The sequence below is a fragment of the Amycolatopsis sp. lyj-109 genome, assembly GCF_046548995.1.
GTDB lineage: Bacteria > Actinomycetota > Actinomycetes > Mycobacteriales > Pseudonocardiaceae > Amycolatopsis.
On the sequence record NZ_JAJPWR010000019.1, the window covers coordinates 1 to 22,106 of the forward strand.

At 67.0% G+C, this 22,106-nt stretch carries 21 protein-coding genes; 6 read left to right on the plus strand and 15 right to left on the minus strand.

Annotated elements, in window-relative coordinates; translation table 11 throughout:
• Positions 1-336: 336 nt before the first annotated feature.
• The 8 genes from ACLJQF_RS34495 to ACLJQF_RS34530 all read right to left on the minus strand — a co-directional run bounded on the left by ACLJQF_RS34495 (position 337) and on the right by ACLJQF_RS34530 (position 8,784).
• On the minus strand, positions 337-3,423 hold the full coding sequence (locus ACLJQF_RS34495; RefSeq protein WP_410614537.1) for a DEAD/DEAH box helicase: 3,087 nt from the start codon (positions 3,421-3,423) through the stop codon (positions 337-339).
• 21 nt (positions 3,424-3,444) lie between these two features.
• Positions 3,445-4,044, minus strand: a complete 600-nt coding sequence (locus tag ACLJQF_RS34500) for a restriction endonuclease (protein WP_020638823.1) — start codon at positions 4,042-4,044, stop codon at positions 3,445-3,447.
• A 514-nt stretch (positions 4,045-4,558) separates the two neighbouring features.
• Positions 4,559-5,053: an NUDIX hydrolase gene (locus ACLJQF_RS34505; protein ID WP_020638822.1), complete on the minus strand. Its 495-nt coding sequence runs from the start codon at positions 5,051-5,053 to the stop codon at positions 4,559-4,561.
• Positions 5,054-5,110: 57 nt separating this feature from the next.
• A complete protein-coding gene (locus ACLJQF_RS34510; protein ID WP_410614538.1) occupies positions 5,111-5,926 on the minus strand; it encodes an endonuclease/exonuclease/phosphatase family protein in 816 nt (271 codons plus the stop codon).
• The gene (tmk, locus tag ACLJQF_RS34515) at positions 5,917-6,549 is read right to left on the minus strand and encodes a dTMP kinase (protein WP_410614539.1); all 633 of its coding nucleotides are present in this window, start codon (positions 6,547-6,549) and stop codon (positions 5,917-5,919) included. The genes ACLJQF_RS34510 and tmk overlap by 10 nt, the downstream gene beginning before the upstream one ends.
• Positions 6,546-7,652 (minus strand): radical SAM protein, encoded by a 1,107-nt coding sequence (locus tag ACLJQF_RS34520; protein WP_410614540.1) that lies wholly within the window; start codon positions 7,650-7,652, stop codon positions 6,546-6,548. The genes tmk and ACLJQF_RS34520 overlap by 4 nt, the downstream gene beginning before the upstream one ends.
• Positions 7,653-7,699: 47 nt before the next feature.
• The gene (locus ACLJQF_RS34525; RefSeq protein ID WP_245589424.1) at positions 7,700-7,960 is read right to left on the minus strand and encodes a hypothetical protein; all 261 of its coding nucleotides are present in this window, start codon (positions 7,958-7,960) and stop codon (positions 7,700-7,702) included.
• Positions 7,957-8,784: a Scr1 family TA system antitoxin-like transcriptional regulator gene (locus ACLJQF_RS34530; RefSeq protein WP_410614541.1), complete on the minus strand. Its 828-nt coding sequence runs from the start codon at positions 8,782-8,784 to the stop codon at positions 7,957-7,959. The genes ACLJQF_RS34525 and ACLJQF_RS34530 overlap by 4 nt, the downstream gene beginning before the upstream one ends.
• Positions 8,785-9,294: 510 nt before the next feature.
• Between ACLJQF_RS34530 and ACLJQF_RS34535 the strand changes: the two genes are divergently transcribed.
• Entirely contained in the window at positions 9,295-10,743 is a 1,449-nt protein-coding gene (locus tag ACLJQF_RS34535; RefSeq protein WP_020638816.1) for a helix-turn-helix domain-containing protein, read from the plus strand.
• On the opposite strand, the gene ACLJQF_RS34540 is transcribed toward ACLJQF_RS34535, so the two are convergent.
• The 7 genes from ACLJQF_RS34540 to ACLJQF_RS34570 form a co-directional block, all read right to left on the minus strand.
• Positions 10,734-11,291, minus strand: coding sequence for an NUDIX hydrolase (locus ACLJQF_RS34540; protein ID WP_410614542.1), 558 nt, complete (start codon positions 11,289-11,291; stop codon positions 10,734-10,736). The genes ACLJQF_RS34535 and ACLJQF_RS34540 overlap by 10 nt on opposite strands.
• A gap of 280 nt (positions 11,292-11,571) precedes the next feature.
• Entirely contained in the window at positions 11,572-11,955 is a 384-nt protein-coding gene (locus ACLJQF_RS34545) for an HAD family hydrolase (RefSeq protein ID WP_410614621.1), read from the minus strand.
• Between the two features lie 273 nt (positions 11,956-12,228).
• A complete protein-coding gene (locus ACLJQF_RS34550; RefSeq protein WP_410614543.1) occupies positions 12,229-13,407 on the minus strand; it encodes an amidohydrolase family protein in 1,179 nt (392 codons plus the stop codon).
• Positions 13,408-13,420: 13 nt separating this feature from the next.
• A complete protein-coding gene (locus ACLJQF_RS34555) occupies positions 13,421-13,867 on the minus strand; it encodes a hypothetical protein (protein ID WP_020638811.1) in 447 nt (148 codons plus the stop codon).
• On the minus strand, positions 13,864-14,988 hold the full coding sequence (locus tag ACLJQF_RS34560; protein WP_410614544.1) for an MAB_1171c family putative transporter: 1,125 nt from the start codon (positions 14,986-14,988) through the stop codon (positions 13,864-13,866). The genes ACLJQF_RS34555 and ACLJQF_RS34560 overlap by 4 nt, the downstream gene beginning before the upstream one ends.
• Positions 14,985-15,431, minus strand: a complete 447-nt coding sequence (locus ACLJQF_RS34565) for a hypothetical protein (RefSeq protein ID WP_410614545.1) — start codon at positions 15,429-15,431, stop codon at positions 14,985-14,987. The genes ACLJQF_RS34560 and ACLJQF_RS34565 overlap by 4 nt, the downstream gene beginning before the upstream one ends.
• A 186-nt stretch (positions 15,432-15,617) precedes the next feature.
• Positions 15,618-16,037 (minus strand): helix-turn-helix domain-containing protein, encoded by a 420-nt coding sequence (locus ACLJQF_RS34570; RefSeq protein WP_410614546.1) that lies wholly within the window; start codon positions 16,035-16,037, stop codon positions 15,618-15,620.
• A gap of 221 nt (positions 16,038-16,258) precedes the next feature.
• Between ACLJQF_RS34570 and ACLJQF_RS34575 the strand changes: the two genes are divergently transcribed.
• The 5 genes from ACLJQF_RS34575 (at position 16,259) to ACLJQF_RS34595 (ending at position 21,981) form a co-directional block, all read left to right on the plus strand.
• On the plus strand, positions 16,259-18,559 hold the full coding sequence (locus tag ACLJQF_RS34575) for a helix-turn-helix domain-containing protein (RefSeq protein ID WP_410614547.1): 2,301 nt from the start codon (positions 16,259-16,261) through the stop codon (positions 18,557-18,559).
• Between the two features lie 43 nt (positions 18,560-18,602).
• A complete protein-coding gene (locus ACLJQF_RS34580) occupies positions 18,603-19,385 on the plus strand; it encodes a hypothetical protein (RefSeq protein ID WP_410614548.1) in 783 nt (260 codons plus the stop codon).
• A 171-nt stretch (positions 19,386-19,556) separates the two neighbouring features.
• Positions 19,557-19,895, plus strand: coding sequence for a DUF6355 family natural product biosynthesis protein (locus tag ACLJQF_RS34585; RefSeq protein WP_410614549.1), 339 nt, complete (start codon positions 19,557-19,559; stop codon positions 19,893-19,895).
• Positions 19,896-20,455: 560 nt separating this feature from the next.
• Complete coding sequence (locus tag ACLJQF_RS34590) at positions 20,456-21,013, plus strand: hypothetical protein (protein WP_410614550.1); 558 nt, start codon at positions 20,456-20,458, stop codon at positions 21,011-21,013.
• 194 nt (positions 21,014-21,207) lie between these two features.
• Positions 21,208-21,981 (plus strand): hypothetical protein, encoded by a 774-nt coding sequence (locus ACLJQF_RS34595; RefSeq protein ID WP_410614551.1) that lies wholly within the window; start codon positions 21,208-21,210, stop codon positions 21,979-21,981.
• Positions 21,982-22,106 lie beyond the last annotated feature (125 nt).

The window sequence follows — 22,106 nt, forward strand, 5'->3', positions numbered from 1 at the left end:
CCACCGCAAACGCCGCCAACGCACCCTGGGCAAGCTCACCCCGGTCGAGTTTGAGACCATCTACACGACCGCAGCTGCGGCCTGAAAACAGTCAGCTCCGGTGTCAACCAAACTCTGGGCAGACCCCATCGGGCCAGGTGGAGTCTCTGCCGGTCGGGGTCAGGGTGCGTTGGCGTGGGTCACGGGGACCTCCGTTGGGCTGGTGTCGACGTCGCAATCCACACCGAACCGGAGGCCTTCCGTCACACCAAGGTCATCCGACCATGTGTGACCACGATCGCGACCTCCCCGAGCAGTACACCTAGCTTTCTGCGGCCGCGGGTGTCCACGACGGTGCTACTCAGTGGGCGGCGGGAGCAAAGGGACGAACGACTCCTCGCTCTGCCGCTCACGGTTGTGCAGGAAGGCCTGGAGCTCAGCGGCCCTGGCCGTAGAGACGTTGAGGTGATCGGCCAGGCTCTCGACGTCGCTGGCTTCGACCTCATCAGGGGTCGTGATGCCGTGGCCGAGAAGTGCGAGGTACTGCGCCCGGGTGAGTTCGGCGCCGAGCACCATTCCAAGGTCGACAAGCTCGGCTGGGATGCCGAGTTCGAGACGTACCATCGTGCGCTCGGCCAGGGAGCTCGTCGCGACATCGGGGTGCAGGAACGTGAACACTCGCATGACGGCCGGTACCAAGTCGCGCGTGCGACCGGCGACGCTACGTATCGCGCCCGCGGCCTCGTTGCCAAGGTTGTGCTGCATGAGGTGTTGTTCCACAACGCCGAGTGGTGTGCTGCTCGCGTACAGCAGACAGGCCATGGCCTTCTTCGCCCTGACCGCGCTGGCGAGCTGGCCGGTGCCGCCAATGCGCAGCATGTTCTGCACGCGCGGCTCGACCTGCTGGTTCATCAGCTCCTGCGGCCATCGTCGGTGTTCGGTATTCCTGGCTTTCCGATGGAACGGGAAGTGGACATCGTCGAGTTCCTTCGTCACTTGGGCGGCGGTGATCAACGTCGTCGAGTTCGGTTGTGCAGTCACGTGGCGCAGCACTTCGACCAGCCGGATGATCGAGTCGACAAATACTCCACCTTCGCCTGCGAACCGCCCGAGGTCGGTTGGCCGGTACCGACCACCGTCGACGATCTCGATCAGCTGGTGCTGTTGAAGCTCGCCCAGGATGCCGAGAATGCGGCCTTTTCCCCAGCTCCATCCGGGGTTGGCCTGACGCTGCTGAAATGCGGCGAAGGTGCTTTCCAGGAAGGAGATCAGCACGTCGGACTCGACGCTGCTGTCCGGGCCGGGCTGCAGCGCTGCGAGTGTGCGAAGCACCTGCGTCCGGTGGTCGGTGACGTCTTTGAGGAAAACCGATTTCACGTCCTCGGGCCTGCCAGTGACGTAACGAGACCAGATCCGTTGAACGTCGAGACCTCGGGTTCCGACGATGTAGGACTCACCGTGTTCAGCATACCCCAGCCGGCCGGCCCGGCCGACCATGTTCTTGTACTCGGCGACAGTGTACGGACCGCTGAAATGATTGAGCCCGACGATCACTACCGCGGATGCGGGAGTGTTCACGCCCATGGCGAGCGTGGTGGTGGCTACGAGAACACGAAGCTCGGTGTCGCGACGACGGAACTCCTCCTCGAGGACCAGCCTTTCCTCGCGGGTGAGGTCGGCGTTGTGAAAGCCGACCCCTCCGGCAAGCGTCTTGTGCAACCGTTCGGAGGATGTCGAGAGATCGCCCGTCGGCAAGGCGTCGAGCGCGGCTTGGGCCGGTGGGAGACCGAGCTGTGCGGACAGGTAACCTGCACAACCGAGCGTTTCGCCCTTGGTTTCCCGGAAGACGATGACTTGCTTGCCTTCGCTGACAAGCTTGGCGACCAACGGGATGACCACATCCTGGCTGCTGTTCTTGCCACTCCACAACGGCGTGATCGCCTTCTCGGCCTTCGGCTGTACCTCCTCGTCCAGGTACCGGTACTGGCCGGTCCCGTCGACGACGCCTTCGACCAAGGGCACAGGGCGTTCTTCCCGCCGGAGCTGCCGTCCGTCGAGCCAGCGCTCCAGACCGCCGGTGTCGCCGATGACGGCAGACAGGCAGATGATCTGCGGATTGATTCCGGCGGCCCGGCGGCTCTTGACCAGGGTCAAGACGAACTCGAGGTCTGCTCCGCGGCCCGGGTCGACCAGCATCTGCACCTCGTCCACGACAATCGTGCCGACTTGGCGCAGCAAGTACGGGTTGGCGAGGATCATCGAGCCGAACTTCTCGTAGGTCATCAGGCAGATGTCGTAGCGGCCGCTCATCAGCGCCGCGTTGTCGTCGCTGATTTCCCCGGTCGACCTAATGGTCACGACACCGAGATCGGCGTACTTGCGCGTGAATTCCGCGTACTTGTCATTGACCAGCGCGCGCATGGGGAGCAGAAACAATGCGCGCTGGTGGTCCACCGCGCCACGGAGCGCGGCCAGTTCGCCGACCATGGTCTTGCCCGACGAGGTCGGAGCGGTGACGAGCAGGTTCTTGCCGTCAAGGACGCCGAAGTCGTTGATCGCGGCCAGTTGTAGCGCATTGAGCTCGGCTATCGACCGCCCCCAGGTGTCCAGGACTACCTGAGGGATGCCAAAGGATGCCAGACTGTCCAGGTCCGCTGTCGCGGGCTGGCGAACGAACTCGGGAAAGGCTGCCGCATATCGGGCGCCCGGCGTGAGGATCGGCCACGTCGGCGTGCCGGCGAGGCTGCCTCGAAAGCATGGATGCTGTTCCTTGCGGACTGCCGAGGACGCGTCGACTACCCTGCGGGTGACGTGTTCAAGGAGTTTGTACACGTCGATCTTGCCACCGCTGACGACCTCCGGCGCTCCCTGCAGCGCTGTCAGCAGCTCGTAGGTCAGCAGGCCGTGACCAAGCCCGGGGTCCTCGTATGCCCGCTCATTCGGCGCGGACGCAGCGAGAACGATCCGGCCGTGGCCGGCGATGTGCTCCAATAGGTCGAGCTCCGATTCAAGACCGCGAGCGTGTAACGGAGCTGTCAGGGCCTTGGCGCCGAATCCGCCGGAGAAGCAGCAGTCGAGCACGCAGATCAGCGTCGCCGCCGGGATCTGGTTCAGAAGTTCGGCGAGGTCTTCCAGCGGTAGCCCGGTTTCCTCGAGCCTGGCGCGATCCGCATCATACGGGACCAGTTCGTGTGTGGTGCTGCCGTGACCCGAGAAGCTGACGACGACCAGATCGTCGTCGCTGCTGGACGCCGCCAGCCGCCGTAGCTCCTCGACGATCTTGGCTCGGGTCGCATCCGCGTCGGTCAGCAGAGCAGGTTCGCCGTCGAAGCCATCGGTGAACAGCGCGTGCAGTGCGGTCGCGTCGCGTACCGCAGAGGTGAGGAAGCCGATGTCGGCCGCCTGGTAGCGGTCGATCCCGATAAACGTGCCGTGGAACCGCATGGTCAACTCGTTCTCCGGGGTCTATACCGTCGGCATCTCGCCGGAGGTAGTGAACAGCAGGTCGCGTACCGACGATTGCTGGTCGCTCAGCAGCACATTGCGGAATCCCCGGTCGCCGAGACTGCGGGCGTACGCGAGAAAGTTGCCTGTGGGTTGCGGGACGGCCGGTGCGTTGTGGTCACGTGTCTCGTATGTCCAGGCTCCGTCGACCAGCCTCACGCACGCGATTCCGTGTTTCTGCGCGTACTGCAACGCGCCACGCTGGAACCCGCTTGCAGCGACGACAACACCCTTGTGTGCTCCCGTCGAACGCAGCTTGTCCTGGAGGACCTGGACGTCCTCGCGTTCGACCGGGCGAGAGTGTCTTTTGCATTCGAAGAGGATCACGAAATCGGCGCCCATAACCCTGAACCGGGCGGTCACATCGATAATGTATGTGCCGTCCATGCCCTCGACCGGGTCCAGGTGCTCTACTCGCCAGTCGGTAATCTCGTGGCCCGTCGTCGTGACAATGTCGACGACGGCGCGCTCGTACTCAGCTGGGCTCAGAGCGAACGTCGGCCACCGATCGAACCCATCCTCTACCACGAGCGCCCCACCTTCCGTTGCGGACATCGGCATCAGCGACCATTGTTCCGCGCCGCAAGCAGATAGCTTTCCGACACGCTACACCGTGTGGTGCGGTCGATTTTCGTAGGGGATACCGCTGCTTTACGTCGACCGTGCGGACTGAAACCGTTTGATAATATCCGCGCAGAGCCTGCGTGGTCGTGTGAATCGCTGTCGCGATCGGCTGCGGGGAAGCCCGGGCGTCGGCCTCGTCTCAGTCGCCCATCCGTCGGCCGCAGGCACGCTGGCCGAGCGGTCGGTCGAACTCGATATCGACAGCACAGAGGTCGGTGCGGTGACCGCTGGGCCTGTGCGTGAGCCGCCGGATGGATACTCTCGGTGATTCTCACATCACCGCTGAGTATCAGTTCCTCGGCTTCGGCCGGACGTTTGCGCGGCCGCGATGGCTCGGCCCTCGTCGTGTCATTGGACGGCTCCGCTGCTAGACGGTCCGGTGGCGCAGTCGGTCTGTGTCCGATCGCGATGCCGACCTGGTCAGCGATGCGCCCACGCGGGAAGGCTGGTCTCAGGCAGTGAGTGTCAGGGGAGTGATTGGGAAGCGGTCGTCAAAGAGTGCCTGCAGGAGGTCGGGCAGCTCGGCGGGCAAGAGCTTGTCACGGCAGGTCGAGACCGCGGCAGCTGACCACCAGCGCCGCTCAATCAGGCCGGCGCGCTCGTTGGCGGTGTGTCGGAGGGCGACCTGCGGGGCGTCGTGGTCGGTGCGGGCGAGGTAGACGTGGTCGAGGCGGTGGTGCTCTTGACCGCGGTAGGTGAAGCGGCTCTCGCGGGTCCAGAGCTTGCGGCCGATCTCGTCCAGAACCAGCCCGGTTTCCTCGGCGATCTCGCGGCGGGCGGTGTCCTCGAGCTTCTCGCCCGGGTCCTGGCCGCCGCCGGGGAGTTCCCACCAGTGATGGTCGGGGTTGTCGGGATCGCGGGCGTGGATGAGCAGGACTTCGTCGGCGGGGTTGAGGAGCAGGACGCGGGCGCCGACCCGCAACGTCGGGTCGCTGGCGACGGTCATCCGGTGAGGCCCCTTGTGCTCGGCGGCTGGTGTGGCGGCCGGGCACGAGCCCTCTGGCTAGAACAGCGTTGCCTCGCGGTCCGCGGCCGGGTCGGAGGTTATCAGCGGCGCGGTCGCGGTGAGCGTCAGCTGGATGGCGAGTCCTGAATGGTCCGTGAGGGCGGGGTTCCCCGAACGGGTGTCGTGGACGTACGTGCAGCTGGTGAGGTGGGCGAGGAGCGGGGTGGAGGCGTGGGCGTGGTCGTAGCGGTAGCCGAGTTCCGCGCGGCGGGCCCAGCTGTGCTCGACGGCGGTCGGATGCAGCGCGCGGAAAAGGTCGGTGAGGCCGTGCCGTTGGGTGAGCGCGGTGTAGAAGGCGTTCTCGAACGGTGCGAACTGCCCTGGGTGAGGCGGTACGTGCCCGGGTTCCAGGACGTTGAGGTCACCCAGCAGGAGAACGGCGGCGTCGTCCCCGGTGGCTTCGTAGGCCTGGTGGAAGGCGTCGATCCACGCGCGCTTGCGGGTGGTCTTAGCTTCGGTGGCGTCGCGGGAGGGGACGTAGGCGCCGAGGACGCGCAGCGGACCGTCGTCGGTGTCCAGCGCGATGCCGGCCAGCCGGGCGGGCAGGTAGGACATCGCCGCGCCGATGGGGTCCACCGTGCACTCGAACCGGGACAGCAGCATGACGCCGCGTTCCTTGTCGGCGTGGTGCGGGTAGGTGACTGACCAGCCGGCGTCGCGGTAGGACTCGGCGATCAGCTGGGTGCCGGGCCCGGAGCCGGTCTCGGTGAGCACGAAGACGTCCTCGTGGCGGCGGGCGAGCCAGTCGCGCTGGCGGCGGGCTCGTTCGAGGGCGGGGTTGCCGACGTTGAGGGTGAGGACGGTCAGGGGCATGCCGGGCTCTCCGTGCGGGTGCGGTGGATCAGGTCGACGATGGTGCCAGCTGTGGTGCGGGGATCGTCGGCGCACTCGATCATCTCGACGGGCCAGCCCTGGTCGCGCAGGAAAGTCATGGCCGCCAGGTAGCCGAGGGTTTCGCGAAAGCTGCTTCCGGCGGTGCGCTCGAAGCGGCTGTGTCCGCCGCGGGCGCGGAGCCGCTGTTCGACGTCCGCGGGTGGAGCTGTGAGCGCGCACACGAGGTCGGGGCGGTACACATCGTGGTTGAGCGCCCAGACGACATCGAGCGGGATGTCGTCGAGCCCCTGCAGGACCAGCGACGATGCCGCGTACCGGTCGCAGAGCACGATCTTGCCTTCGGCCAGGGCCGGGAGGATCTCGCTGGCCAGCTGGTGGTGACGGTCGGCCGCGCAGAGGCAGGCCAGAGCCATGTCGCGGTAGGTGTCGGTGCCATGCCGAGCCAGCTCGCCCAGCGGGGAGCGCGACGGCTGGACGGTGGCGCGCACGGGAACGCCGTCCGCTCCGAGTAGCTCGGCGACCAGCGCAGTGATCGTCGTCTTGCCGACGCCGCCGGGGCCTTCGAATGCCACCAGCTTGCCCGGAAGCCGCGGCGCGCTCACGCGACGTCCAGGGGCAGCAGACGGCGGGTCTCGGCGGTGACCGGGCACTGCTCGGCGTCGACGTCGCCGATGCGTCCGCCCGCGGCGACGACCGCGGCCGGGCAGCCCTTGCCGCATCGGGGTTCGAGGCTGCAGGACGTACAGGTCGGGTTCGCGCCGACCTGGAACCGCTCGTGGAACCGGTACGCGTCGAGGCGGGCGGCGAGGTCGCGGTCGGTGAAGATGTTGCCGACGATGAAGTCGGTGTCGGGGTGGCGAGAGATCGGGGTGCGGGCGGCGAAGACGAGGTAGGGGCAGACGGTGACCTCGCCCGGAGTGAAGACGTAGATGATCGTTCCGGCTTCGCAGCCGGCGAGGGGTTTGCGGTCGGTGTTGGGGAAGCGGATGTGGGCGATGTCGAGGTCAGGGCCGTCGAACGGGGTAGTCAGCTCGAAGATCTCCTGCATGTGCATGGTGGTCTTCGCGAGTTTCCGCTGGGATTTCACGCCGCGGCCCATGCTGCCCAGCGGGTTGAGTAGCACGTAGCGGGCGCCGTTCTCGCGCGCGAACTCGCACAGCTGCACGTACTCCTCGTTGGCGGCCAGAGAGTTCGGCGTGCACAGCAGCCCTTGCAGGAGTCCGGCCGCGGCGAGTTTGCGGACGTTGGCCACGGTTACCTCGAACGAGGCGCGGTCGCCGCGGAACAGGCCGTGGGAGTCGGCCGCGAACCCGTCGAGCGAGACGTTGACGTGGACCCCGGCGGTGGCGAGCTGCTGGATGAGCTTGTCGTCGAGTTCGGTGGCGTTGGTGCAGATGCCGAGGTCGATTCCGGCGTTGCGGAAGGCGTGCACGATGCCGAGGAAGTCCGGGTGGACGGTCGGCTCGCCGCCGGTCAGCGTCACCCGGCGTACCCGGGCGTCGGCCAGCCGTGGCACGACCTTCTTCACGACCTCGGTCAGCGGCATGTCCTTGCCGCGCTTGGTGGCGGAGACGAAGCAGTGCGCGCAACGCAGGTTGCACCGCTCGGTGATCTGGACGAGTGCCTTGCGGTACGGGGTGTCGACGGTGGTGCGGAAGTAGCAGCTCGACGCCTGCTCGTCGACGGCGATCGGACGGACGGTCATCGTTTACTCCCTTGAGGACGATGCGAATGGCTGTGGCTAGGGCAGGTTCAGTTTCTTCCGGTTCGGTTCTGCCGCAGTGGGATGCCTCGCTGTTGCCGGACTATCGCGTCGCATCGTTCGCACTGACGGGGTATCGTGCTGTGCCGCCGTTGGCTCAGCGGCAGGAATGCTGCGACGCCCGTGACGCCGCAGAGCATGGTGATCGCCTCGCCCGGGTCGGGGATGCCTGCAAGGCGTGCGTGGTGCCACACGCCGTCCATCACCGGGTGGATCATGAGGGGATCGATGTAGATCACCGCGGCCGTCATGACGCTCGGCCCCACGTGAAGCCGTCCAGCGTGTCGGCTTCAGCCGCCTCCGTCGAGGCTTGGCGCTGAAGGGCTCCTACGGTGTCCGAATACTTGTCGAGCAGTACCTTCTCTGTGAGGTACGCGGTGCAATGAACGTTTTTGAACGCTACGGCAATCGATGTGCGTCGGTTCTCGAAGAGGGTGAAAGCGTGAGGCGAGCTCAGTTCGTTCGCGGTTGTCGGCACGATCCTGACAGTGACGTGGAGCAGGCTCGCCGCGCTTCGAAGGCGCTGGATCTGTTCCTCAGCGTCAGCTTCGTTGCTTGCCGCACGTACTGCCTCCTCGCTGATGAGGAAGAGGTAGCGGCGAGGACCGTTCAGCATCGCTTGCTGGCGAACGGTTCGTTCAAGTGATTCCAGTTCGCGACAAGACGGGCTCTCGTCCGCGCCGGGGTCGCGATCGAAGTGTTGTGGAGTCCGAAGGAGATCGGGAAGACAGAAAGGAGCCCACTCCACGACCCGCTCCGCCAGCTGCTCGTACGTCCACATCAGACTGAAGGCCTGCGCGTCCTCGCCTGTGATGAGGTTGTCGTCATGGAGGTGCTTCGCCAGCTCCATGAACCTCTGGTACTCGGCGCCACTGATCCCGAGGAAGCCGAGAATGTGGGCGACATTGGGAGGATGCGGGATGTGGGTTCCCAGCTCCCAGCCGGACAGGCGCGCCGGTGACACGCCGAGCTTGTCAGCGAGTCGGCGCAGCCCGATCTTTCGCCGTTCGCGTGCCTCGCGGAGGCTGGCGCTGACGATCAATGCGGCAGGGCGGCGGATGGTTGGCAATGACATGGTCGATCTCTCTGCAGATTGTCGTGTTGTTTGGGATACAAACGAAGAACCGTGGCTTGTTATCGCCAGCGCTCCGGCAGTGGTCGCGGAGTACCGAACTTCGGCCAGAAGGTGTCGAGTACCAGCGTCGCCGCTTGATGATCCATCTCGGTCAGCTGCTCACCGTGTTCGCGCGGTCGCCTGAGCTGCCGGAACGCGGCCTCCAAGAGGACAGCCCCTTTCGGCTGGGGAGTCACGGCCAACGAAACCGGACCCGAGGAGGCAACCTGAACTTCGGTCGAGGCACCTGAGTCGCGGGGGATCTTGTTGTCACCGTGTGCTACCGCTGTCGCTTGCATGGGTTGAGCGTGCAGCGGAACGTTGCGGCCGCAAACGACGTCGACGTATGAGTTTCAGCAGGTAGGAGTCGTGTGGTACCGGATTCCATACATCCGGAGGATGAAATCCGACACGGTGTTGTGTTCAATCGAATACACTGCGTGCCAGGTATTGAGGAGGAGAGGAGCCAGCGTGCAGATGTCGACGAGAAGGTGCGAGAAATGCGGCGCGCGCCTGGCTCGTGACCGCGTGAGCAACCACTGCGGCCCCTGCCTCCGGGTGTTGATCGCGAACGAGGCGCCGCCTCAGCCGGACACCTTCTGGGCTGCGGAGAGCATCAGCGCTGCGCTGAAGGATCGTCATTTCGGCTGGCTCTTCGCCGCCTATCGTAAGGAATCCAACCCGCACGTGTCACAGGCAGCGCTCGGCCGTTGGCTCGGCCTGACGCAGGCGCAAGTCAGCCGGCTGGAAGCGCCGGGCGCCCGCCCTCCAAGCAACCTGGTGAACCTCGAACGCTGGGCGAAGGCCCTGCAGGTTCCTCCGGCACTGCTGTGGTTCAGCGTTTCCCATACCGTCGACGAATTGGCCGACTCGGGCGACGACATTAGCCTCGGATGTGTGCAAAGGCGACAGTTCTTCAGGACCGCAGGTGTCGGCGCCACGGCGATCGGCGCATCATTGCTCGGCGCCGGGCCAACCGCCGCTGCCGGCCCGCATAAGCCTCGCAGCACGGACGTCGAGATCGTGCGCGACATGACGGCGACGTTCCGGCGTCTGGACAATCGCTTCGGGGGCGGACACAGCCGCGCGACGACGACCATCACGAACTACCTGACATCGACCGTCGCGCCGATGCTGAAGGATACGACCAGAAAAGCTGCGGCACGCGAAGAACTGCTCGGTGCGGCCGCCGAACTACACCAGGTTGCCGGCTGGATCGCGTTCGATATTGGCAACGCCGCGGAAGGACAACGGCGCTTGCGTGATGCGTTGAAGCTGTCGCAGGACGCTGGTGATGATGCGCTCGAAGCCGAGATGCTGGCAGCCATGAGCCACCACGCTGCATTCAACGGCGCCCCCGAGGTCGCCGTCGACATGGCGCTTGCGGCAAGGCGTACCTCAAAAAGGTCCGGTCTGGCCGCGCTGCAGGCGGAGGCCGCGGTGCTCGAAGCCCATGGCCACGCTCTTCAACGAAACTCCTCGGCCTGCTTCGCGGCACTCCGCGAAGCCGAGCGGGCCTTCGAACGGTTTTCACCCGGTGCCGGGCCGGCGTGGCTCAACTACTTCGACAGCGCGTACCTGTCGGCGAAGTTCGCTCACGTGTTCCGCGATCTCGGCTCCGCGGCCGAAGCCGAGCAGTTCGCACGCCGAGCGCTCGGGATGGACGACGGGTACGAGCGTGGGAAGTTGTTCAACACCGCGTTGCTCGCGTCGACGTTGGCCGATCAAGGCAGGGTCGATGAAGCGTGCGTGGAGGCCACGGCTGCGGTGCGCATGAGCGAGCAGGTCCGGTCGATCCGAGGCGGTGCGTACCTCGCCGACGTCGGCCGTCGGCTCAGCCCTTACCGCGCCGACCGAAGGGTGCGTGCGCTCTACGCGCAGATGGACGCCGCCGGCGTGCCCACGCCGGTTCATCGGTAGAACGCGAGGACGTGGAGTAAGGCGACTTGGGAAGCCGCGCCGACGATCTCACCCTTGGTGATGCGGTCACGGACCGTGTCGAGCGGTATCCAGGCAACCCGCTCGGCCTCGTTGATGTCTTCGGGCTCGCCGACGTACTCCGCGCCGCGGGCCACGAACAGGAGGTTCTCGGCGTCCGCGCTGCCTACGGTGGGTTGCATCGATCCGAGCGGTTCGACGTTCAGCGGCCGCCAACCGGTCTCTTCCTCGACCTCGCGGACAGCTGTCGCCGCGGGGTCCTCGCCGGGGTCGACATAGCCGCCAGGGAGTTCCCAGACCCACCGGTCGATGATGAACCGGTGTCGCCACATCATGAGCACGCGGTCCTGGTCGTCGAGAACTGCCATCATCGCGGCCTTGGGCATGCGGAGCACGTACTGCTCGAACTTCACTCCGTCGGGTAGCTCAACCGAAGCGATGCTCAGGCGCAGGCGACGGGTGTCGTCGACGACCCGCTCGCCGTGGATCGTCCAGCGCGTCAGCTCTTGCCCATTGAGTTCGTCGGCCACGTCACGAGATGCTACGACGTGTTCCGCAGGGTGCGCGCGCTGCCGGGTGAGGATCACCGTCCGCGCATGTTCACACTCTCGTGATCAACTTTGGCCGGGCCACGGCGGAGAAGCGCGGTCCAGAGTCCGGCAACGATGTCGTTGTCGCGGTGGTCGCCGAGGTAGAGCAGTTCGCTCCGCGGCACATCAGCCAGCTCGACGACGCGCTGGAAGAACGCCGGATCCGGCTTCGCGACGCCTCAGGCCGCCGAAGTTCTGGCGATCAGGCTGGGCAGCTCGTTCAGGGAGTCGATGACCCAGTCGGCGTTCGCCAGAACCGCCGGGGCGTCCGCCCACAGTGTCCCCAGGGACCGCGGCGGATCAACGCGGTCCAGAGCCCGGCGGCGTGACCGGCGACGACGTCGTTGTCGCAGTGGTCGCCCACGTAGAGCAGCTCGTTGGGAGCGACGCCGGCCAGCTCGATGACGTGCCGGAAGAAGGCGGGATCCGGCTTGGCGACGCCCCACTCAGCCGAGGTCGCGATCGCGTCGACAGGGAGGTCGAGCTTGCGGAGCAGGCTCCCGGCCTTGGCGGTCTGGTTGCCGGCGAGCCCGACCCAGAGCCCTTTCTGCTGGAGCGTGGCGAGGGCGGGCCGGACGTCGGGGTAGAGGTCGTTCTCGTCGATGTGCTCGCCGGTTGCCGGCGTCCTCGCGGCGCTGTCGCTCGGCGGCGACGTCGAAGTCCGGCTTGAAGTACCGGAACGTCTCGGCGTTGTCCCGGCCGGACGCGGTGACGGCGCCGAGCACGGTCGAGAACGTGTGCCGGCCGACGCCGATCCAGTCCGCCCAGGTGTTCCACTCGCGCGTGTCGTCGAGCACGGTTTCCCCGATGTCGAGGACGACCGCCCTCACCGGCATGGCGCTACCTTCCCGTAGGAGATGTTCCGCGCCCGAGTCTGTCATCTCGCCGCTGCTGTGGCGGGCAGCCCCCTGACCAAGACCAGGTGAAGCTGCCTCAAGTTGGCCAGGTCGGAGAGCGGGTCGCCCGTCGTGACCAGCAGGTCCGCCGACAAGCCCGGTGTCAGCTGGCCGGTTGTGCCGCCGAGACCCAAGGCTTCCGCGCTCGTTGTCGTGGCCATCTCGATGATTCGTTCGCGGTCGAAGCCGAGGTGCTCGTAGAGCTGGAACGCGCCGGCGTAGTCGTCGAAGCTGGAGTTCGCGGTGCCGGCGTCGGTGCCGGGGATCATTCGGATGCCGTGGCTGGCCATCCACTTGAACCGGTTGGCCACAGCCTCGGCGCGTGCGGCACCGAAGCGGTTCATGACGGCTCGCCAGTCCGAGGGCCAGGCGACGCAGGCGAAAATCCCGCGCTCGGCGATCTTCTCGGCTACCTCGTCCCGCAGGTCGTAGCCACCTCCGCCTTCCTGCATCCAGGTGCAGTGCTCGATGGTGGCGACGCCTGCCTCGGCGGCCGCGGCGATCGCGTCCGAGCCGTGAGCGTGTGCGGCGACTGGTAGGCGTGCCTTCGCTGCCTCGTCGACGACGACCGCGAGCTCGCGCTTGGTCAACTGGCTCTCCCACATTGGCGGCGATTTCGGGGTGATCTGGCCACCGGATGCCATCACCTTGATGACGTCGGCGCCGAGTTCGACGTTGTGCCGCACACGCGCGCGGAGCTCGGCTTCGCCGTCGGTGGCGCCGCCGAGGAACCAGCAGTGTCCGTCCGGAACGGTGATCGGTGGCCCGGACGCGACGATTCGCGGCCCCTGGGTGTGTTGGTCTCGGAACTGGATGGCGAGTCCGTCGCGGTCACCGAGGTCCCGGATCGTCGTGACGCCCGAGCGAAGGAGGCGGCCCGCTCGTTCCGCCAGGTCGGCGTGGGTCGCATCGGCTGCTGCCTGCACCGGGTCGCGTCCGGCGTCGAGGACGAGGTGGACGTGGCAGTTGATCAGGCTGGGCAGGATGGTGCCGCCCGGGAACGCGCGGCGCTCGGCGGTGGGGGAGGCGATTCCTTCGACGGCTGCGCGGGGCCCGACTGCGCGGATGGTGCCGTCCTGGAGGAGCACGGCTCCGTTGTGGATCCGGCGGCCGGCCGGGCCGGGGAGGACCTGGTCGGCGGCGAGAAGCTGCTGTCGCACGGCGGGGGACGTTTCAGGCGGGAAGGTGCAGCTGGAACACGGCGATCTGCTGCATGAACGGCAGAACCTGTTCCAGCGGGGCGTCGCCGGGGAAGGGCCATTCGTCGGAGACCCGGGGGAGACGGCCCAGGTAGCGGGCGACCGCGGTGGCCCCGTCTTCGTCTTCGACCAGTTCGGCGTCGCGAAGCTCGTGCTCGTCGGGCTCGACGACGCATCGGCCGGCCGCGAGTAGGTTGCGCACCCAGTCGCGACGGCGGTCCGGCGAGCAGACGTACTGGACCCCGCCGAGCTGCATCAGGGCGATCGGCACCGATCGTGGCTGGCCGCTGGTGCGGCCGGCGACCGTCATGACCCGCAGCGCATAGTGGCCCTCGCGGTGGGGCTGTGGCTCTTGCGAGCGGATCCGCTCGAGCATCTGCTGGTTGCGGTGGCCGATCTCGGCGTTCGAGGGGGTGGTCACGACGCTCCTTCCCGGGCCAGTGCCCGCGAGAGGTGGATGAGCTGCCGGACATCGGAGTTGATGCCGGCGTCGTCGGGCGCCGCGACGAGCACGGCTGTCCGGTTGGCTGGTCGGCGGCCGCCAGCCTGGTGTTGGAGTGCGCGCCGGAAGACACCGAGCTGCTCGTCGGCCGGGTGGTTCGGGTCGAAGCCCGCGTCGAGCAGCTGCGGACTGAGCTGGAGGAGGCCGTCGCGGATCTCGATCACGCGTCGCCAGTAGCGGTGGCCGACCTGGTGGGGGAGCAGCGTGTCCAGCCAGGCTCGCCTCGGTGCGTGGTCGAGCGTGTCGGCCGGGAACACAGCGTGGAGGGCCTGCCACAGCGGCCAGAGTTCGGTGTAGGCGCGGCGTCGGCGTAGCCAGGTCTTCAGCGCGGCGAAACGCGCGGCGAGACCGATGGAGAACACGCCGGCGAGGAACAAGAAGATGCTGATCGGAGCCAGCCGGTTGGTCAGCTGCGTCATCGGATACCCGAAGCCGGGATGGCCGGCCCAGCGGACGATCGTGACGACGGTTCGGGTGCCGGTTGTGATCGCGGCGCAGACGAGTGCGAAGGCGACAACGCGGAGGCCGAAGCGGGCACGACGGCCGGACTCGGCGGCGTAGCGGAGGGCCCAGCGGCTTGTCTGCACGGTGGCGTAGAAGGTGTAGCTGTCGGTGATGATGTAGAACGGCGCCACTCCGGGGTGGCTCATGTTGTTCGGCAGGACCCCGGTCAGCGGGTATGCGGTATCGCGGAGGCCGGGTGGAAGCGCGAGAATCGCGGCCGTCATCGCCAGCCAGACGCTGACGAGGATCGCCGTTTCGATGCGGACTCGTCGCCATGAACCACCGGCCGAGAGCAGGAAGAACAGCAGCAGGGCGTAGCGCGAGGTGCTCAGCGCGAGGTTCGTCAGCAGCTTCACGGTGCTGGACGCGGGCAACTCGCCGAACACTGCTCGGACGAACGTGACGAAGGTGGAGGCGCCGAGCAGCTGGAAGGTCACGCAGACGACGACCGCCCACAGCGCCGGGTCACGCGGGGAACGGGCCAGTCGGTAGAGGAACCAGGCCAGCACGAGCAGGAGGAAATTCGTCAGGTTCACAGCACATCGACCGGATCGCCGAGGGCGGTCTGTGCGCGGCGCGCCCGCGGCGATCGTCCTGGCAGGCTGATTTCCTGGGCCTTGACGGTGGCCTCCAGCAGGACGGTCGCAAGTGCCTCGGCTTCCTGCTCGTACTCGTTGTCGTACGAGGTGCGGCGGCGCAGAGCTTTGCGGATGACATCCGGCGGGATGTCGGGAAGCAGCTGGCGCCACATCGCGTCGTCGCCTTCGTCCGAGGGGTGATCGGCGAGAAGGTGGCCGAGTTCGTGGGCGATGATGTGCTCCTGGTGGAACCGCGTCGTGCCCGCCCGCTGGTAGAGGATGATGTCGGCCGCCGTCGTCTTGATCCACAGGCCGAACGGTCCAGGGACCTCCATCGGGACGCCCAGCAGGCGGATCGGTTTTCCACGGTGCTCGCCGAGCCGGCTACAGATCTCGGCCATCGGCGTCGGACCTTCGATCCCGGCGGCGCGAAGCTCGGATCGCAACCGGCGCCGCAGGCCGGCTGTCCGCCGAGCGCGACGCACGCGCTGAACAAGGCTACTCACGACGGTCCTCCCAGCCCGTTGTTGATCAACTTTCACGATCGTCGCAGATCAGACGCAGTGTTCGGCACCTTGGACGGCAAGTCACCCGGACGTGTGATTTTCGCTGTCACGGCTGGCCTGAAAGTCGATGAAGTCCAGGACGGTCGACAGGGCGTTCGGTGACAGCTCACTCGCCCGGAAGGCGAGGTCGCTGATGCCCTGCCGGGACAGCCGGGCGAGGATGGCGTACTGGCCCTGGATCTCGCGGGCGCGCTCGCTGGTACCGAAGTATTCGAGTTCGACCCCGAGATTCGTGGCGAGCAGTTGCGTGAGCCGAAGGCTGGGCTCGTTGGAGCCCTTGAGCAAGCCGTAGAGATGGCTCTTGGAAATGCTGACCTCTTCGGCGACCTCGGCCACAGTGTAGGGCCGCCCGTCGTCGTGCTTCTTCAGGCGAATCAGTCGTTCGAGCAAGACTCCGAATGGTTCTACGTCGCCGAGCGCGGGCCCGGTCGGTTCGGACACGCCCCACCCCTTTCGAACCGGAGTCCGAAATACTGGACTATTGGTCGCAGTGCGTCCGGTTTGGTTGACTCTCCGTCCGGCGTTTCGTACTGTTCTTGTTGATCATTCCAACGTATCGGACACCGGGAACTTCGGGAACTGCCGAAGCCCGCTGTCGCTCGATCGGGTCCCCGCCCAGGTAGACGCGTCATCCGACGCGATCTGGTGCGCGGGGAGGCGCGATGAGGACAATCGACAGCTTCGCAGCGGCGGTGCATCGCAAGCGGAGAGAACGAGGTCTCACACTCGGCGAGGTCGCGACAAAGGCCGGCTACAGCGCGAGCTACCTCTCGAAGCTGCTACACGGCCACCGCACGCTCCTGCCGGCGGTAGTGCACGACCTCGACACCGCTCTGGCGGCTGACGGCGAGCTGGACAAGATCGCGGCAGCGCAACGCGGCGACACGAGGCCGGTCGCGCGTCCCGTCCAGCTGCCAGCCGCTCCCGCAGACTTCGTTGGTCGCGAGGATCAGCTGCAGGCCATGGACCACGCGCTGGTGACGCAGGGCCGCCCGGGAGCCACGGCCACCATCGTCATCGAAGGCGGCTTCTGGACAGGCAAGACCGCGCTCGCGGTGCACTGGGCTGTCGGCGTCCAAGCGCGCTTTCCAGGTGGGTGCCTGTTCGCCGACCTGCGAGGTCTCGCCCCCGGTGCACCAGCCGATCCGGAAGAGGTCCTGGACGGGTTCTTGCTCGCGCTCGGTGTCAGCCTGGCCGAGCTCGGCACGTCCAGCCTGCGAGCTCGAGTCGCCTGGTACCGCTCGTTGCTCGCCGAGCGGCCCGCGATCGTGCTCCTCGACAACGTCGCCGACTACCAGCAAGCCGAGTGGCTCCTGCCTGGCGCCGGGAGCGTCGTGCTGGCAACCAGCCGGGAACGGCAGTCCGGGCTGCTGGCGCGTACAGGTGGCACTGTGATCGAGTTGCCGCCCCTGACTGCCGGACAAGCGCTCGAACTGCTCGGACGTCGCATCGGCGAGGCCCGCGTGCGAGCCAGCGCAGCCGCTGCCGACCTCATCGTCGAGCGGTGCGGCCGCTTGCCCATGACAGTTCTCGTCGCTGCCGAGCACCTGCAGCGGCACCGCGAGACGTCCTTGACCGAACTGGCCGAGCGCCTGGACTCCGAGAAGACACGCCTCGATCTCTTCACGTCGAACGATCCGGCGGTGAACATCCACGGAGTCGTCGACGTCTCGTACCTGGCGCTGCCGGTGACGGTCAGGCGGGTGTTCCGGTACCTCGGCATCGGCCCGGCCAACGTCATCGGGCCCGAGGCGGCCGCCGTGCTCGCCGACCTGGAAGTCGAGCGCGCTGAACAGGCCCTCCGGATCCTGGCCGAGGCACACCTGCTGGAGACGTTGCCGGATGGCCGGTACCGGATCAGTGTTCTCCTGCGGGCTTACGCACACCAACGGGCTCTGGTGGAGGAGAAGCTCTCCGAGGTCGAGCGGGCTCATGACCGGACACTGCGGTGGTACGCCGCCGCAGCGTGGGAAGCGAATAACACGTTGATCCCCAACTGGGCGGACAGCGGCCTTACCCCGCGGAACCTGTCCGGAGTCGGATCGATGTCGTTCAAGGCGCGCGGGTTCGAGTCCGCGATGGCCTGGTGCGAGCGTGAGGTATCGACTGCCCTGCAGGTCGCACGCAACGCCCGGACCTACGGCGCGAAGGACATCTTGTGGCAGCTGCCGACGGCGTTCCTGCCGTACTTCGTGCTGACCCGCAGCTGGAACACCTGGTTGGTCGCGGCCCATGACGGCCTCGCCGCGGCACATGCGGCCGGCAGCGAGGCCGGGATCGCTCGAAGCCTCGAGGCACTCGGCTGGGTCGAACACGAGCTGGGCCGGACCGACGAGGGCATCCTGCACCTCGAAGAGGCGCTTCGCCGTCACGCTGAACTCGGCGACGACCGGTCACGCGCATGGACCGCCTATGGGCTCGGGCTCGCCTACGCCGATTGCGGGCGTACCGACGAGTCGCGCAAAGTCCACGAACTTGCCGATTGCTTGTTCGCCGATTCCGGGACCAAGATCGGGCTGGCGGTGAATCGGGCGGCCCTTGCCGGCGCTTGTGACCTCGTCGGCCAGGCGGACGAGGCGATGGAGTACGCCCTCGACGCCCTGAACCGCGCGCAGGCGTTCACGTCGAAAGCCGTCCTCGGCATCGCGCACCAACGGATCGGTGTGCTGCTCAGCCGGCACGGCCACCACCGGTCGGCGCTCAAGCACTTCGACGAGGCCCTGGCTGTCCGCGGCCGGAGCTGGCAGCGCTGGGGAGCCGCCGAGACACTGATCTCGCGAGCAGAGGCGCTCCACCAGCTGGGGCAAGTCGAGCAAGCGCGCGAAACGTACCTGCAGAGCCTTGAGATCCTCGACGCTATCCGCGACGTACGGGCTCTGGATGTTCGCACGCGGTTGGCTTCCTTGGAGGCGCGTAGCGTCGGATCGGCAGATTGGACACGACAGATCTCAGCCACTGCCTAGCGAATCGTCACGCTGCGGGTGTGGTCCGCGTACCCTCGGTTCGGTGAGGATCGTGGGTGTGGCTTGCCTTTCCGTGCTTTGTGCGGTGGTGCTGGTCGCGTGTGCGCCGGGGGACGCGGAGACCGACAAGGTTGCCAGCCAGGTGGCCGCGGAGATCGACTCGCCGCCCCAGACCTCGGCGGCCCGGTATGCGCGGAAGGCGCTCGACGCGGCGCACGGCCCCTCGCCGAGCTTCGCGGTGGTCGAGATGCGTGACACGCCTTCGGACGATCCGGAGGCAGTCACGATGAGGCTCGTCTTCCGGGTGCACCACGACGGATCCCAGGACGAGTGGTTCCCTGGGCAGCCGGTGACGGCGTGCTACGACGTCGGCTTCAACTTCCGCGGGCTTGTTCGCGAGCCGAGCCGGCGGGACTGCCCGGTGGGGGCGACGTCGGTGGACCCGCCGCCGATCCCGCTGCGGGAGGTGCCGGAAGGCTTCGACCCCGCTTTGCGGTCCGTGCTCACCGGGCTTCCCGCTGCTGTGGCCGAAAGCGACGTGCTCGCCGTGTTGGCGCGGTCGATGCCGGGACCGCGTCCGGTCAATCCCGACAAACAGACCCCGGAGCAGCCACCGGTGCAGGATGTCGCCCTGCGCGGAGCCGACGTCGGCGTCGCATACCGGGCGGGCGACCGGTCGACCTATGGGACCGACTGCCTGCTGGGCTCCCGGGTGCAGGGGGCGACGCTGGTCTGGCGTCCCTCGTGGGACCAGGTCCAGTCCGGCGAAGTCCCATGCACGGCGAAGACCGCCCTGGACCGGCGGGGAACCACTCCTCCGCGCTGACGCTCGATCTTGAAAAGGATTATCGGCTTGACACGATCGGCACAGCAGCGGCACTGAATCAGGACAACGCTGGGTTGCTAGATCAGTTCCTCGGAGGTGCCTTGAGGTCCAAAGTGGATTTATCAGAGCCATCGAAATTTCTTCTGGCTCAAGGAAATCCATGGAGGAACGATGAGGCCGCGAACTCTGCGCTCCAAGATCTCCCGTGTTCTAGGCGTCTCGGTAGCGGCTGTGGCCGCGTGCGTGGTCGCCGCAAATCCCGCGGCTGCCGCACCTGACGTCCAGCTCCGCGAGCAGTGTGGCTACCTGGGCTGGGGTGAATACCGGCACTGTGACGGTGGCACCGGCTCTCGGGTGGATCTGGACGTCCGGGACATCTGGGGCAGCGTCTACCGCTACTGCGTCGGTCCCGGGACGACCAACCTGCAGCCCGTCATCCGGTGGAGGGTGACCGGCGCTTGGTGGAACGGCGGCGTCGGTTGCTACCCGGGCTACGAGGGCCCGGCGTAACCACGGACTTGAGGACGTCTCCCAGTCCTCGGCCAGTCGACGCGGTGGGCGTCCTTGCCCCCTCTGCGGCGCCCTCCGCGTCGGCGTTGATCGCCAAACCCCAGAGCGGTACCGGCCAGCTGTGCAAGTACAACGATCCGAGGTAACCGATGTTCGACCCAGTTGATGACCGCCAGCGGGACGCCGAGCGTCAGGACGTAGGCGTAGACCGCCAGCTCTCCTCGAAGGCCGATGCACCAGCTGAGGAGGGCCAACGGCGCCGCGGTGATAACCGCACGGAGCCACCAGTATTGCGCGACGCCAGCTGGTTGCCGCAGCACCGCCTTGGTGACCGAGCTGGCGGCAGCTCCCAGCATCGGGCCGACGGCGGCGCCTCACACGGCGAGGCAGACATTTACAGTGCCACCGGAATTCCGCTCGCGCTGATCTCCGTCCCCACGGAGCGATGCTGGCCAGCGCGGAGCCGAGGCGCATCGCTCGTCCTTCCAACGAGTGAACCTCCGCCGCGGTGGTGTTCCAGACCCGGCGGCCAGCTGATCATCGCATCGGGAGGGGAATCCATGAACCTGCGTGAAGCCGTCCGTATCACCGTCGCTTCGTCTGCAGCCGTCGTCCTGCTCGGGGGCTGCAGCGCAACCGAACCGAGCCGGCCGACGGCGTCGTCGAGCACGTCGGCGGCCACAACCGTGGTCCCGCACCCGGCCGACCTTGCGAAGGAGCGCGCGACGGCCGCCTACCTCGGCATGTGGCACGACATGGCGGACGCGGCCGTGACTTCGGACTGGCAGTCGCCCAAACTCGCGCAGAACGCGACAGCCGACGCGCTGTCGAGGATCTCCCGCGGCCTCTACGCCGATCACTTCAACGGCCTCGTCTCCAAGGGGCATCCCGTCAACCACCCCACCGTCGAGTCCGTCGAGCCTGCGGCGGCTCCGACGACAGTGAACCTTGTGGACTGCGGCGACGACAGCCAATGGCTCAAATACCGTGCCGATACCGGTCAACCGGCCAATGACGGCCCTGCCGGGAGGCGCCACATCAATGCCATGGTGAAGAAGGCGGTGGACGGCTCCTGGAAAGTCGTCGACTTTGCGATCCAGGACGTGGGCACGTGTTGATGCGAGCCCCAGTTGTCGGCGGAGTCGTGGTCGCAATGCTCCTGGCTTCGGCCGCGGAAGCCATAGCCGGTGGTTGGGGGTCAGTCGATTGCGCCCAGGAGTCTTCGCCGTACTGCGATCTCGGAGCCGGTCGCAACGGCGGGAGGGCACCGCAGCCGCCTGTGGCTCCGGGTAAGCCGGCGCGCCCCCAGCCGATGCCGGGACAACAGCAGCCTTGGGGCGACAGCATCATCGGCGGCAACGACACCACGGCGAAGTGTTCGTACGTCCGGAGCAACTACCAGCCGCAAGCGAACGGCGTGCAGACCATCTTGTTCCACGACGTGCGGCGAAACGGCGCCTCGGTGATTTTTGCGGAGTTCAGGCGTCGACAGCCGGCGGGCGCCTGGTACGTCTATCGGTGTTCCGGCCCAGGCGTACACGACGGCCTGTACCGGGCTCCGATTTGGCTTCCCGACGGCCAAGTGCCCGCGGCCGCCGCGTCGCCTTCGCCGCAAGAGCTGGCCGACCAGGCGCGGGCCCAGCTGCGGTTGCCGGCCCCCCGGATCGAGGCGAATCCGCCCGGCGACAAGCTCGTGAGCCTGTCGACCTGGATGTGGCTGGATCGCAGCAGCTGGGACACGCGGCAAGCCACCGCGGCTGTACCAGGCGTGTCGGTCACCGCGGTAGCCATGCCGGCCACGGTCTCGTGGTCGATGGGCGACGGTGAAGACGTGACTTGCTCGGGTCCCGGAACTCCCTACCCAGCCGTTGGAGATCCGCGGGCGCCTTCACCTGACTGCGGCCACACCTACCGCCGATCGTCCGCTGCGGCGCCAGGGCAACACTTCGCCGTCAAGGCGACCGTGCACTGGACGGTGACCTGGTCCGGTGCCGGAGCCAGCGGCACGTTCCCGGACCTGAACACTTCGGCAACCGCGGCCTTCCGAGTGGCCGAAGTGCAGGCACTCGGTACCGGTCACCGCTGACACTAACCATTTCCGCGAACAAACGGATCAAATTCTTGCTGCGCGCAACACTTCTCTGTGATGCGCGGTGCGGTCGAACCATGCCTGGGGAGGCACGTCATGACCAGTACGAGTCAACGTAGCTC